11 protein-coding genes and 1 riboswitch are annotated in these 13,036 nt (G+C 60.5%); of the genes, 7 read left to right on the forward strand and 4 right to left on the reverse strand.

All coding sequences use genetic code 11. The features are described from left to right. The first annotated feature begins 82 nt into the window (after positions 1 to 82). Complete coding sequence (locus FFR93_RS26365) at positions 83 to 724, forward strand: GntR family transcriptional regulator (RefSeq protein WP_064705164.1); 642 nt, start codon at positions 83 to 85, stop codon at positions 722 to 724. A gap of 204 nt (positions 725 to 928) precedes the next feature. Further along, a complete protein-coding gene (locus FFR93_RS26370) occupies positions 929 to 2,029 on the forward strand; it encodes a DUF2865 domain-containing protein (protein ID WP_138395325.1) in 1,101 nt (366 codons plus the stop codon). Positions 2,030 to 2,032: 3 nt separating this feature from the next. Here the strand turns inward: FFR93_RS26370 and bluB are convergent, their stop codons facing one another. Then, positions 2,033 to 2,722, reverse strand: coding sequence for a 5,6-dimethylbenzimidazole synthase (gene bluB / locus FFR93_RS26375; protein ID WP_064705166.1), 690 nt, complete (start codon positions 2,720 to 2,722; stop codon positions 2,033 to 2,035). Positions 2,723 to 2,763: 41 nt separating this feature from the next. Beyond that, positions 2,764 to 2,951, reverse strand: a riboswitch (cobalamin riboswitch). Between the two features lie 305 nt (positions 2,952 to 3,256). Here bluB and FFR93_RS26380 point away from each other — a divergent pair. From FFR93_RS26380 to FFR93_RS26390, 3 genes are all read left to right on the forward strand, one after another. Further along, positions 3,257 to 5,134 carry a HAMP domain-containing methyl-accepting chemotaxis protein gene (locus FFR93_RS26380; protein WP_138395384.1) on the forward strand — a complete coding sequence of 626 codons (1,878 nt, stop codon included), beginning with the start codon at positions 3,257 to 3,259 and terminating at the stop codon, positions 5,132 to 5,134. A 59-nt stretch (positions 5,135 to 5,193) separates the two neighbouring features. After that, complete coding sequence (locus FFR93_RS26385) at positions 5,194 to 5,775, forward strand: hypothetical protein (RefSeq protein WP_064705167.1); 582 nt, start codon at positions 5,194 to 5,196, stop codon at positions 5,773 to 5,775. Between the two features lie 312 nt (positions 5,776 to 6,087). Continuing rightward, positions 6,088 to 7,152: a 3-deoxy-7-phosphoheptulonate synthase gene (locus FFR93_RS26390; protein WP_138395326.1), complete on the forward strand. Its 1,065-nt coding sequence runs from the start codon at positions 6,088 to 6,090 to the stop codon at positions 7,150 to 7,152. On the opposite strand, the gene FFR93_RS26395 is transcribed toward FFR93_RS26390, so the two are convergent. Further along, positions 7,149 to 7,976: a TolB family protein gene (locus FFR93_RS26395; RefSeq protein ID WP_138395385.1), complete on the reverse strand. Its 828-nt coding sequence runs from the start codon at positions 7,974 to 7,976 to the stop codon at positions 7,149 to 7,151. The genes FFR93_RS26390 and FFR93_RS26395 overlap by 4 nt on opposite strands. A 77-nt stretch (positions 7,977 to 8,053) precedes the next feature. Further along, positions 8,054 to 9,733, reverse strand: coding sequence for an NAD+ synthase (locus tag FFR93_RS26400; protein WP_138395327.1), 1,680 nt, complete (start codon positions 9,731 to 9,733; stop codon positions 8,054 to 8,056). 180 nt (positions 9,734 to 9,913) lie between these two features. Between FFR93_RS26400 and FFR93_RS26405 the strand changes: the two genes are divergently transcribed. After that, positions 9,914 to 10,444 carry a DUF1003 domain-containing protein gene (locus FFR93_RS26405; RefSeq protein WP_064712655.1) on the forward strand — a complete coding sequence of 177 codons (531 nt, stop codon included), beginning with the start codon at positions 9,914 to 9,916 and terminating at the stop codon, positions 10,442 to 10,444. 20 nt (positions 10,445 to 10,464) lie between these two features. Here FFR93_RS26405 and FFR93_RS26410 read toward each other — a convergent pair whose 3' ends face one another. Beyond that, positions 10,465 to 10,863 (reverse strand): GFA family protein, encoded by a 399-nt coding sequence (locus tag FFR93_RS26410; protein WP_064705172.1) that lies wholly within the window; start codon positions 10,861 to 10,863, stop codon positions 10,465 to 10,467. 307 nt (positions 10,864 to 11,170) lie between these two features. Between FFR93_RS26410 and FFR93_RS26420 the strand changes: the two genes are divergently transcribed. Then, positions 11,171 to 13,009 carry an ABC transporter ATP-binding protein gene (locus FFR93_RS26420; RefSeq protein ID WP_138395328.1) on the forward strand — a complete coding sequence of 613 codons (1,839 nt, stop codon included), beginning with the start codon at positions 11,171 to 11,173 and terminating at the stop codon, positions 13,007 to 13,009. Positions 13,010 to 13,036: the final 27 nt, after the last annotated feature.

Consider the following 13,036-nt stretch of genomic DNA (forward strand, 5'->3'; position numbering starts at 1 on the left):
ATTTTTCGATGCCGATGTCGCCTCGTTGTTGGCCGAGGCAGAGCTATGATAGTCATCGCCGAAATCGGGCTGGGAGAATTGAATGATTTCGCTGGAAGGCGACGCGACAGCGCAAGCACAAGAGCCGCAAGCCATCGATGTGACCGAACTCATTCTCCAGGATATCCTTGCCGGTCGCCTCCCGCCCGGAACCTGGTTGAAGCAGATCGATCTCGAGAGGCGGTATAACTGTACACGGCCCGAGGTTCGCAGGGCTCTCGACAGACTGGTGCAGAAGCGACTGGTGGAGCATATCCCCAATCGCGGTTATCACGTCCATGAGCAGGACGGGCGCCGCGCTCAGGAGGTCAGCGACATTCGCGTCATCCTCGAAGTGGCCGTCAGCGACCGCATCATCGCGAATGCGAGCGAGGCCGATATTGCAAATTTGCGGGTTCTGGCTTTACGCTTCGACGATCTTGTGCTGAACGGCACCATGCTTGAACTTTACGAAGCCAATCTCGCCTTCCATCGCCATCTGCTTGCTCTCGCCGGCAACCAGGAACTCGTGGAACTGATCACGGAAATTCGGCAGCGGACGTCTTCCGCGCCGGTGTCGCAGTGGCGAACGCGCGCCCGCATAGAGCAATCCGGCCGCGAACATCAGCAGATGGTCGACGCGATAGAGAAACGCGACACCGATGGCCTGATGGAGCTGACACGCAGGCACATTCTTCAAGGCTGATCGGCCTCAATGACGACCGTCAGCTGTCGCTGGAACTTAGGCATAATCGGAATAGCTGGAGCGACGAGCGCCAGGCGCTCTGCTGGATAAGATCGCGAAAATACGCTAAGAAATCCTCTGAGCTTATTAAGAGAAATGAGCTATGAAACGCACGGGGTGACGTCGCATTCGATACCCCACCGATTGCTTATTCCGGGACGAGTCGTGAAACGCCGAAACCTGTCTCTTGCATTTCTTCTAGCGTTGGCATCGCCCGCCGCCGCGCAGTCCAGCGCCGTCTGCAACGACCTGCGCGGTCGTCTTGCCGAACTGCCGCGGTCGATCGGCAACGGCAACGGTCCGGAAGCGCGCCAATATGCCAGCGCAATCGCCGAGCAGAACCTCGAGCTGCGCAAGGTCCGCAACGATCTGCGCAGCTACGGCTGCACCTCGGGCAGCATGCTCGTGATCGGCGGCGAGAATGCCGATTTTTGCGCCGAGCTCTCAGACGCCGAAGCCCGGATGATCGACAATATCCGTTATCTCCAGGAGCGCCGCAACGAGCTGCGCAGCCAAGCCGGCGGCGATGACGGCGCGCGCCGTGAATTGACGGCTGCGCTCGAACGCAATGGCTGCAACAGCGAAAATTTCTATGCGCCGACAGAGCGCAGCGCCAGCGAGGCCGCCCCAAGCGTCGAAGAACAGGCGATGCGCACCGACACCTTCATCGCGCTCGGTAGCGGTGAAGAGGCCGATCCGCGTTACGGCCTGCCGAGGGCTGAAATGTTTTCGCCGGTCAGCACCATCTGCGTTCGCAGCTGCGACGGCGGCTTCTTCCCGATCAGCTCGAACACCACCTCGGTCGATTTCGGCCGGGATGCCCAGACCTGCGCCAAAATGTGCCCTGGCATCGAGACAGAACTCTTCTATCGCGACGTGACCAGTACCGAGGCCTCGAACATGATCTCGGTCGCGACGGGCGCTCCCTACAGCGCCATGAAGAACGCCTTCGCCTACAAGAACCGCGCGCCTGGCGAGAAAAATTCCTGCGCCTGCAATCTCACCGCCTATTACGAGGAGATGCGTGGCAAGCAGGCCCTAAGCGAGCCGCCGCAGCAGGGTTCGATCACAACGATCCGCACCACCCCCCCGGCGAAGGACACTGCAGCAGCAGCGGCCCCGCAGCAACCATCCGTTCCCGAGCGTCCCTACGACCCCACGCGGAACAAGATCCGTCAGGTCGGCCCGCAATTCCTTGCAGGCGACCAGGGCTCGATCGATCTTGCCAATCCGGCAACGCCGGGCCCACAACCGCAACAGCAGTAACTGCTAGGGGTCGTTGCGTCCCCATCCGTCGTGGAAAACCAGTTCCTCGAGCGGCAGCCGCTGCCGCCAGCCTTTGATCGAGAGTTCCGGTTCCTCATATAGCCGGTCGACAAAGCCGGCGCAGAGCCAGGCGACCACTTCGATATGCTCGGGGATGCCGAGAATGGTTTTCAGGTCACCTTCACGGAAGATGCTGACCCAGCCGATGCCGACCCCCTCGGCGCGGGCGGCAAGCCAGAGATTCTGAATGGCGCAAACGGTCGAATAGGAATCCATCCGCCGATTGTGCGTCCGTCCCAGCACCACGCCGCCGCCGCGAGTGGGGTCGCAGGTCACGCATATACCGAGCGGCGCCTCCACGATGCCTTCGAGCTTGAGGGATCGATAGGCCTGCCGCCGCTCACCTTCAAACATCGACGCTGCCTCATCGTTGGCCACAGCAAAGGCGTCGCGCACGCGCGAGCGGACGGCTGCACTTTTGACCAGAATGAAATTCCATGGCTGCATGAAGCCGACCGAAGGTGCATGATGCGCGGCTGTCAGAAGCCGCGCCACGAGGTCGTCGGGCAAGGGATCGGGCAGGAACTGGCTGCGCACGTCACGTCGCGTCATGATCGCGTGATACACCGCCTCGCGCTCGGCCGGCGAAAAACCGGATGCCGCCGAAAGGGCATCCACATCAAAGGGTCGCATCGTCATATCCCCAACAACGCAACCGCCCGCCGTCCGCGCGGGTTGGGTCTATCTCGCCAGGCCGGTCTTCTGACTTGGCTTCATCCATCTGCCGCAGCCTTCCCGGCAAAAGCCAGTGGCACGATGAAGCGGCAGACGTCGGCCTTACAGCGTTGGGCACGTTCCGGCATTGCACCGGATTCCCGATTCTCCCGCCCAAAGGGCGAGCACCTGACGGCGCATCTATTTCAGGAAACCGGCGCGGCGGCAAGTGCGGGCAGACTGACCCTGAACCACGACCGCAGACGGCTGATCAGGGGCAGACAGCTCCGCATCGGCGATCTTTTGGTTGCGGGAGGAACAGCCTCTGTGTGCCTACCCATCCTCCTCTACTTTATGATTTCTTCATACATCAAATCCACACTGCCTTTGCGCGTTTTGGGTCGCAAATCAGACATGGGCATGAGCGCTCGTGATGTGACCGTCAGCGTCGATGCCGTGCAGATATGCCGGTCGCAAAGATGGTCGACCGAGCCGCAATTCCAGGCTCCGCGGATGTTCCAATTCTTGAAAACCATGCCCCTGACAGCCAAGCTGGCTGTGATCATCGTCGCCGTCAATGTATGCTGCATTTCCGCTTTCGCCACCTATACGTGGATGTATGAAACCCGGGCGCTGATCGATAGCGCCAAGGCGAACTGGTCCAAGGATGCGGAACAGTTTGCCTCTCTGGCCGCCGGCGGCGTGAAATGGGGCAAGGCGAACGCCGTTCGCGAAGCCTATTCGCTGTACCGTGACGACCCCTCGCTCGATCTCGTTCAATTTGCCGCATTCAACGCGGAGCCTGCTGCCGTCGACACCTGGACGCGCGACGGCATTTCCGGTTTGCCGACGCCGGCCGACCTGGCGACGCGCCTCAGCGCCAAACCTGACAAAACGACAGTCGATGACAACGGAATGTCCGCCGGTCTGGTCACGATTATTGCGCCGCTGCCGCTGGACAAGTCTGGCAAGACAACCGGCTACGTCGTTACGAACTGGTCTGTCGAAAAGATAGCTTCCGAAGTCCGCCAGAAGGTTCTCGTTTCGCTGCTCACCCAATCCGTCATCACTGCCTTCGCAGTCATCGCTCTCCTTCTCGCAATGCGCAGCCTGGTGGGCCGGCCCCTCAGGATCCTCAGCAAACGAATTGGCGCGTTGCAGAATGGCGACCTCGCCTCCCCCGTCGCCTACAGGGAAAATGGCGACGAAATCGGCTTTCTCGCGCGTGCGCTGGAAGTCTTCCGTCACGAGGCGATCGCAAAGGTCGAAAGAGAGCAGGCCGCTGCCGAGCAGAGCGCCTCGTTCGATGCCGAACGGGCGCGCAATGCATTGTTGACGGAAGAAGCCGGCAACAGGCAACGGCTAGTGATGACCACTCTTGCGAACGCATTGGAAAAGCTGGCCGCCGGCGACTTCTCGGTTCAGCTTGCCGATCTAGGCCCTGAATTCGACAAGTTGCGCCAGGATTTCAACAACATGGTCCAGGCCGTCGCGGCCGCGCTGACAGAGATAAAGATCGCTTCCGTTGCGGTTGAGGGCGGTTCAAGTGAACTGGCCTCCTCCGCAGATCAGCTTGCCAAGCGGACCGAACAGCAGGCGGCAGCACTGGAACAGACGGCTGCGGCACTGGATGAAGTGACCACGACCGTCAAGACCTCGTCGCAGCGGGCCGAAAATGCTGGACAATTGGTCGAGGAAACCAAGCGAAGTGCTCACGTCTCGGCGACGGTCGTGCGCGACGCGATCGGAGCGATGGACCGGATCCAGACCTCCTCCAGCCAGATCGGGCGCATCATCGGCGTCATCGACGAAATCGCATTCCAGACGAACCTGCTGGCGCTGAATGCCGGCGTCGAGGCCGCGCGCGCCGGCGAGGCCGGCAAGGGTTTTGCGGTTGTCGCACAGGAGGTTCGTGAACTCGCCCAGCGCTCGGCAAACGCGGCAAAGGAAATCAAGAACCTGATCAACGTTTCCGGCCAGGAGGTTGCCGCCGGCGTCGGGCTGGTGAACGAGACCGGTGATGCTCTCCTGAAGATCGAGGAGCAGATCAATCGCATCAGCGACAGCATCGCTACCCTCGTTCAGTCCTATCGCGAGCAGGCGACCGGTCTGCAGGAAATCAACGGCGCGATCAACCAGATGGATCACGCGACGCAGCAGAACGCGGCGATGGTCGAAGAAACGAACGCGGCCTGCCAGGAGCTGCTGTTGCAGGGACGCCAGCTGCAGGATTCGGCCGGCCGGTTCGTTGTCGGCTCGACCGTGGCGGGCGAGCCAAGGCCCGTCCAGCCGAGCGCCCGCCAAAATCGTGCAGAACCCAAAGCCATCATGCCACGACATGCCGGAAATGCAGCCATTGCCGCTTCTCCCAGTGCCTGGGAGGAGTTCTGATGTCGTCCTCGCCCGATAAGCCCCATTTCTCAGCAACTGATCACAGGAAGGGAACAGTTATGAAGAGAGTTGTGACCACATTGCTTTTCGCCTCAGCCGCATTCGTCGCACCCATCGGCGTATCGATGGCCGAGGATGCCAAGCTTGCCCCGATTGCCGATTACGTTAAGAGCGAGGTGAACCCCTGGCTGAACGATCCCACCGTCATTGAGGCAATTAAGGCGCAGGATACTGCGAACGCCAATCTGAGCGAAGCCGACATCGACGCCCTCGACAAGAAATGGCGCGCCGAGGTCGATGGCTCCGACCACTCGATGATCGATGGCGTGCTCGGCAACGCGCTGTCGAAATTCCTTCAGGCGAAAAAGGAAGCCTCGGGCGGCAAGATTACCGAGATCTTCGTCATGGACGCAAAGGGGCTGAATGTCGGCCAAAGCGACGTCACCTCCGATTACTGGCAGGGGGACGAGGCGAAATTCCAGAAGTCCTTCGGCGCCGGCAAGGATGCCATCTTCGTTGATGAGATCGAAAAAGACGAATCGACCCAGACACTGCAGTCGCAGGCGAGCATCACTATCTCAGACGAATCGGGAACCCCGATCGGCGCCGTCACCATAGGCGTGAACGTCGACGCCCTCTAATTTCGTTATACAACGTATCGCCTCGAACGGAATGCTTCTGGGCGATACGCCTTTAGCCTCTCGGAGGCGGAAGATGCCATGCGAACGCCGGATTTCCGACCGCAAATTTTGCGTGACAATCGACGACCTCGACGCTACATACGCCTGATGTCGACGACTTCAATCTACGCCTCGCGATTTTATTCGTACCGCTGCTCACAGCGGATGCGGGTCCGTGCGTAACTGAATTCGACGCGACGACAACCCGAACAGCCGCTAGTCTACCTGGCGGCTTTTTTATTCCGCACGGTATGACCAAACAGGAGCCATACTGTGTCTGATACCATCGATGATCTGCGTATCCTCGAGATCACTCCGCTGACCAAACCCGCTGATATAATCGCGGAAATTCCCCGAACCGCTGACGTCAGCGAGACGGTGACCAGCAACCGCAATGCGATCCATAAGATTCTCAAGGGTGAAGACGACCGCCTGATCGTGGTCATCGGCCCCTGCTCCATCCATGATCCGGTTGCCGCACGGGAATATGCCGCACGGCTGGCCGAGCAACGACAGCGCTTCTCCAGCGATCTTGAAATTGTCATGCGTGTCTATTTCGAAAAGCCCCGCACCACAGTCGGCTGGAAGGGCTTGATGAACGACCCGCATCTCGACGGCAGCTACAGAATAGAGGAAGGGCTGAGAATTGCGCGACGCCTGCTGCTCGACATCAATGCGATGGGGCTTCCGGCGGGTGTCGAATTCCTGGAGACGATCACGCCGCAATACATTGCCGACCTCGTCAGCTGGGGTGCGATTGGCGCACGCACGACCGAAAGTCAGATCCATCGCCAGCTCGCCTCCGGCCTCTCCTGCCCGATCGGCTTCAAGAACGGCACCGATGGCGGCGCTCGCGTCGCGCTCGACGCGATCCTCGCCGCTTCACAGCCGCATCACTTCCCGGCCGTCACCAAGGACGGACAGGCGGCAATCGCCTCGACAAAGGGCAATGAGGACTGCCACATCATTCTGCGCGGCGGAAAGCGGCCGAATTACGAGGCGGCCGATGTCGAATCCGTAACAGCGGAATGCCTTAAACTCGGCGTCGCCCCCCGCATTCTCATCGACGCCAGCCATGCCAATAGTGGCAAGGACCCGATGAACCAACCACTCGTCGTCCATTCCGTGGCCTCGCAGGTGACCGCCGGAAACTATCATATCAAGGGCATGATGGTGGAAAGCAACCTCGTCGCCGGCCGCCAGGATTTCGTTCCCGGCAAGCCGCTGGTCTACGGTCAGTCGATCACCGATGGTTGCATCGACTGGAACTTGTCGGTGACAGTGCTGGAAGAGTTGGCGAAAGCCGCTGGCACGCGGCGCAAAGCGGCAGCGGCTTAAACGGCCGGGAAATAGCGCACATAGGCGAATTCCTCGCCATCAGGAGACCAGCAGGGCACGTTGATCGTGCCCTGCCCGCCGAAAAGCTCGAACAGGGTCTTCAGGTTGCCGCCGTCCATATCCATTAGCCGCAGCCGCACGTCGAGATCGCGCGGATGATCGAAAACAGAGGGGTCATAGGACAGGATCAACACCTTGTCATTTCTGGGTGATGGATGGGCGAACCAGTTGCCCTGATTGTCCGACGTCACCTGCTCGAGGCCTGTGCCGTCGGGGTGAATACGCCAGATCTGCATAAGCCCGGTGCGGCTGGAATTGAAGTAGATCCATTGTCCGTCGGCGGAGTAGTCCGGTCCATCATTGCGGCCTTCGCCATGCGTCAGCCGCGTCTCGACGCCACCGTCGACGGAAATCGTATATATGTCGAAGAGGTCGTCTCGAATGCCGCAATAGGCGAGTTGCCGACCGTCCGGTGACCAACCATGCCAGTAAGAAGGATGGTTTTCAGTGACGAGTCGCGGCGTGCCGCCTTCGATCGGCAGGATATAGATCGCCGACTTGCCGAATTCGGTCTTGTCGGAGATGACGATCTCGGTGCCATCGGGTGAAATGCCGTGATCATTGTTGCAGTTGACCGCAAAGCCCGTATCGACCCTCACCACATCGCCGCCGTTGAGCGGCAGCCGGAACAGCAGCCCGTCGCCGTTGAGCAGAAGATATGAACCGTCGGGGGAGAAGTTCGGCGCCTCCACCAGCCTGTCCGTCTGCCAGACCTCGCGCGCCCTGCCTGTCCTGACATTGTAGATCTCGACCGAGCTGCGCATGTTTCCTCCTGATATCCCGAGCGCGTCCGCGATGCCGATCGCGTCGGTGATCACGATCGCCCCAGATCCTGATCGCGTCAGCGATCCCGGAATCGGTTGGTGATCGGATAGCGCCGGTCCCGGCCGAAATTCTTCTTGGTGATCTTCACGCCCGGCGCCGATTGCCGGCGCTTATATTCGGCGAGATAGAGCAGATGCTCGACGCGGTGAACGGTCGCGACGTCATGGCCGCGCCCGACGATCTCCTCGACCCCCATTTCTTTCTCCACCAGGCACTCGAGAATATCATCGAGAACGGGATAAGGCGGCAGCGAATCTTGGTCCTTCTGGTCGGGACGCAGCTCGGCCGATGGGGCCTTGTCGATGATATTCTGCGGGATCACCTCACCCGACGGCCCTAGTGCACCCGGCGGCACATTCTCGTTGCGCCAGCGCGCCAACGCATAGACCTGCATCTTGTAGAGGTCCTTGATCGGATTGAAGCCGCCGTTCATATCGCCGTACAATGTGGCATAGCCGACCGACATTTCCGACTTGTTTCCCGTCGTCACCACCATCGCGCCGAACTTGTTGGAGATCGCCATGAGGACGACGCCGCGCGCGCGGCTCTGCAAGTTCTCCTCGGTGATTCCGCTCTCCGTACCCTCGAAGAGGTTGGACAGTGCGCTGCTGAAACCGGTTACTGGCTGCTCGATCGGTACGATGTCATAGCGGCAGCCGAGCGCCTTCGCGCAATCGGCTGCATCCTTCAGTGAATCTTCCGAGGTGTAACGATAGGGCAGCATGACCGTTCGCACCCGCTCCTCTCCGAGGGCATCGACCGCGATCGCTGTGCAGATCGCCGAGTCGATGCCGCCGGAAAGGCCGAGAACGACGGTTTTGAAGCCATTTTTGTTGACGTAGTCGCGGAAGCCGAGCAGGCAGGCGCGATAATCGGCCTCCTCACCCTCGGGGATACGCGCCATCGGCCCTTCGGCGCAGTGCCAGCCGGCTTCCCGACGTTTCCATGTCGTCACTGCAATCGCCGTCTCGAACTGGCTCATCTGGAAGGCAAGCGATTTGTCGGCATTAAAGGCGAAACTCGCACCATCGAAGACAAGCTCGTCCTGCCCGCCGAGCTGGGCGGCATAGATCAACGGCAGACCGGTCTCGAGCACCTGCTTCAGTACCACCTGGTGACGGATATCGACCTTGCCGCGATAGTAGGGAGATCCGTTCGGCGACAGCAGGATCTCCGCCCCGCTTTCGGCCAGTGTCTCGCAAACGCCGAGTTCGCCCCAAATATCTTCGCAGATCGGAATGCCGAGCCGCACGCCGCGGAAATTCACCGGTCCCGGCATGGCCCCCTGCACGAAGACCCGCTTCTCGTCGAACTCGCCGTAATTCGGCAGATCGACCTTGTCGCGCACTGCGATCACCTTGCCGCCGTCGAGCACCGCGACGGAATTATAGCGCCCCGTCTCGTCCTGCCTGGGAAAGCCGATGACGACGCCCGGCCCGCCATCGGCGGTGTCGGCCGCAAGACTCTCCACCGCCTTCCAGCAGGCGCGGATGAAGGCCGGCTTCAGCACCAGGTCCTCCGGCGGATAGCCGGAGATGAAAAGTTCGGTCAGTACAAGCAAATGCGCGCCCTCTCGGCCGGCATCTGCGCGTGCTTCACGTGCCTTGGCAAGATTGCCGGCGACATCGCCGACCGTTGGATTGAGCTGGCCGATAGCGATGCGGAAGATATCGGAGAGAGCGTTTTCCTGTGTCATGTCATTTGTTTAGCCTGCGGCTCCCGTTACCGCAACACGTTCGCGGTCAAAGCGTTGCATCGGGTCCACGAATTTTTTGTGAACAGCCGCGCTGCAGGCCTACTGCGTCGATGCATTGCAATTTACCGGCGGAGCGGAATACTGACGCCCGAGATAGACAACCGGCATCGGAAACAGGCCATGAATAATTTCTCGAATTTCGTGCACCATCATTTCGACAAACCGGCCGACGAACTAGACGACACCGAAAAACGCGTGCTGGCGAAAGCGCACGAGCGCAAGATCATTTCGACCGATGTCAACGCCGCCTTTTCTGCCGAGGCCTCGTTTGGAGAACGTATCGCCGACAGCATTGCCCGTGTGGGCGGCTCGTGGTCCTTCATCCTCGGTTTCCTGGCCTTCCTCGTTGTCTGGACGGTGATCAACACCGTCGTCCTGGCAACCGGCGCCTTCGACCCCTACCCCTTCGTCTTCCTGAACCTGATCCTGTCGATGCTCGCCGCCATCCAGGCGCCGATCATCATGATGTCACAGAACCGCCAGGCCGAGCGCGACCGCTTCGAGGCCGCCAAGGATTACGAGGTCAATCTCAAGGCCGAACTCGAAGTGCTCTCGCTGCACCAGAAAATAGACATGCGCGTCCTGACGGAACTGACGGCGCTGCGAGAAGATGTGGCTCGCCTCAGCGCCTCGCTCGCGGCCAAGACCTGACGCAAGACGGCCCAAATCGGCTAGACGGGATAGATGTCATATTGCGGCAGGCCATCTGTTATTTCGTAGAAATCACCCTTGTCGGCGCAATAAATATGATGGCTGAAAGCAAGGCCGGTCGGTTCGTCGAAGGCTCCGGCGAGGACGGAAACCTCCGGCGATTCATCCCCCTGCCAGAACAACGCGGAGCCGCAATTGGGGCAGAAGCCGCGTTGCGCCTCATCGCTCGAGCGATACCAGCGGACCGCCTTGTTGTCTTCGACCGAAAGCGCCGTGCGCGGCACGTTGACCGCAGCATAATAAAGTCCCGTCTGCCGGCGGCATTGGGAACAGTGGCAACCCACGACAGGTCCCGGCTTTGCCCGAATTGAAAATCGCACGGCGCCGCAAAGACAGCCGCCGGTATGTTGTTCACTCATGATCGCTCTCTCCTCGTTCGTGGAGAAACTTGCGGCGACAAGGTCTCATCGTCAAATCCATTCCCCTGAACCAGTGATCAGAAATCTTGAAGGCGCAGGTTCAACGCAAACCCCGTTCAAGCCTGGCCGGCGACCGCCAGATGTTGCCCGTCGACAACACTCGCCGATCTCCTCTCCTCGCCGCGTTGAACCGGACGCTGTTCTCGGTGATACTATAGGCTCGATTTATTCAACCGCCGGGAGACTGACATGAGAGCGACCCTGTCCGAACAGAAAGGAAATATCGCCCACAAGGACATTCTGCTTCATGCACACTCCGTTCTCCCGCGCGAGGAAAAGCTCGCGACGCCATAACCTCTTCCTGGACCTCTTCCGCGACTATTCGAACGCCGCCGATCGGCAGCGGCGCTGGTCGCGCATGCGCAAGTTCCTCTCTTATTACCGTCCGCATCTGCCTTTGCTGCTGGCGGATCTGCTTTGCGCCATCCTCGTCGCCGGCACCGCGGTGGCGTTGCCGCTTTGCGCCAATATTGTCACAAGCCGGCTTCTGTCTCTGCCGGACGCGCCGCAGGCCTTCGCTCAGATCCTTGCGATGGGCGGTGTGATGCTGACCGTTCTGGCTGTCCAGATAGCGGCAATCTTCTTCGTCGATTATCGCGGCCACGTGATGGGCGCCCGCATCGAAGCGACGGTGCGCCAAGAACTTTTCGAGCATTGCCAGAAGCTCTCGTTCAGCTTCTACGACCGTCAGCGCACCGGGCAGTTGATGAGCCGCATCACCAACGATTCCCTCTGGCTGGGCGAGCTCTTTCACCACGGCCCCGAGGATATCTCTATCGCCATCCTGAAATATGGCGGTGCCATGCTGGTCTTGTTCTTCATCGACCCGCTGTTGGCGGCCCTCATCCTGCTGCTAACTCCGGTGGCGGTGGCCTATGCCCTTTATTTCAACCGGCGCATGAACCGGGCGCTCGAAGCCAGCAAGCGGCAGATCGCGGCCGTCAACGAGCGTGTCGAGGATGCGCTTGCGGGAATCCGTGTCGTCCAGTCCTTCGCCAACGAGGCACTCGAACGCCGGCGCTTCGCCGAGCAGAACCAGCGTTTCCTGCAAAGCCGCGCTGATGGCTACCGCAGCGAGGCATGGTTTTCAGTCGGCACTGAAACCTTCGCCCAGCTTGTCACCATATTGGTGATCATCGCAGGAGGCTTGCGCATCCTGGCCGCGGACCTGACCGTCCCGGACATGCTGACCTTCCTGCTCTGCGTCGGCGTGTTGGTCGATCCTGTGCAGCGGCTCGCGAATTTCGTGCGGCTCTGGCAGGAGGGTTATACCGGTTTCATCAGAGCCATGGAAATCCTGGAGATCGATCCCGATATCACCGATCTGCCAGACGCCAGTCTGATGTCGGCGCCAAGCGGCGAGATCAGCTTTTCCGACGTCGCCTTCGGCTACGAGGCCGATGGCCCCAAGGTGCTGGAACGGCTATCCCTCACCATCGCCCCCGGCGAATTCGTCGCGCTGGTCGGCCCTTCGGGAGTAGGCAAGAGTACGCTTTGCGCGCTCATACCGCGCTTCTACGATGTCGAGGCCGGGGCGATCCGCATCGACGGCACAGACATCCGTGACGTGACCCTTGCCTCGCTTCGTCGCCATGTCGGAGTGGTGCAGCAGGATGTCTACCTCTTTGCCGGCACCGTGGCGGAAAACCTGCGTTACGGCCGGCCGGATGCCAGCGATGCCGAACTGGAAGCGGCGGCGCGTGCGGCCAATGCGCATGACTTCATCATGGCCCTGCCCAATGGCTATGATACCGATATCGGCCAGCGCGGCGTCAAGCTGTCGGGCGGCCAGCGCCAACGCATCACTATCGCCCGCGCCTTTCTCAAAAATCCGGAGATCCTCATCTTCGACGAGGCGACCAGCGCCCTCGACAACGAGAGCGAACGGGCGGTACAGCAGGCGCTGCTGAGCCTGGCGAATGGCCGAACCACGCTCGTCATCGCCCATCGCTTGTCGACAGTCCGCCATGCCGACCGGATTCTGGTCCTGACTGCTGACGGCATCGTCGAACAGGGCACACACGACGAACTTATGGCGCAGGACGGCGTCTACGCCAACCTGCACAGCGTCCAAGCCAGCATCTGAGGGCAATAAAAAACCCGGCCTCGCGCC

Source organism: Rhizobium sp. MHM7A (genome assembly GCF_005862215.1).
GTDB classification, from domain to species: Bacteria; Pseudomonadota; Alphaproteobacteria; order Rhizobiales; family Rhizobiaceae; genus Rhizobium; species Rhizobium bangladeshense.

Coding starts and splice junctions, on each gene's coding strand:
- FFR93_RS26385 (WP_064705167.1), top strand. CDS start 5,194: ATGAAGAGAGTTGTGACCACATTGCTTTTCGCCTCAGCCGCATTCGTC.
- FFR93_RS26400 (WP_138395327.1), bottom strand. CDS start 9,733: ATGACACAGGAAAACGCTCTCTCCGATATCTTCCGCATCGCTATCGGC.
- bluB (WP_064705166.1), bottom strand. CDS start 2,722: ATGCGACCCTTTGATGTGGATGCCCTTTCGGCGGCATCCGGTTTTTCG.
- FFR93_RS26420 (WP_138395328.1), top strand. CDS start 11,171: ATGCACACTCCGTTCTCCCGCGCGAGGAAAAGCTCGCGACGCCATAAC.
- FFR93_RS26410 (WP_064705172.1), bottom strand. CDS start 10,863: ATGAGTGAACAACATACCGGCGGCTGTCTTTGCGGCGCCGTGCGATTT.
- FFR93_RS26405 (WP_064712655.1), top strand. CDS start 9,914: ATGAATAATTTCTCGAATTTCGTGCACCATCATTTCGACAAACCGGCC.
- FFR93_RS26365 (WP_064705164.1), top strand. CDS start 83: ATGATTTCGCTGGAAGGCGACGCGACAGCGCAAGCACAAGAGCCGCAA.
- FFR93_RS26380 (WP_138395384.1), top strand. CDS start 3,257: ATGTTCCAATTCTTGAAAACCATGCCCCTGACAGCCAAGCTGGCTGTG.
- FFR93_RS26395 (WP_138395385.1), bottom strand. CDS start 7,976: ATGCGCAGCTCGGTCGAGATCTACAATGTCAGGACAGGCAGGGCGCGC.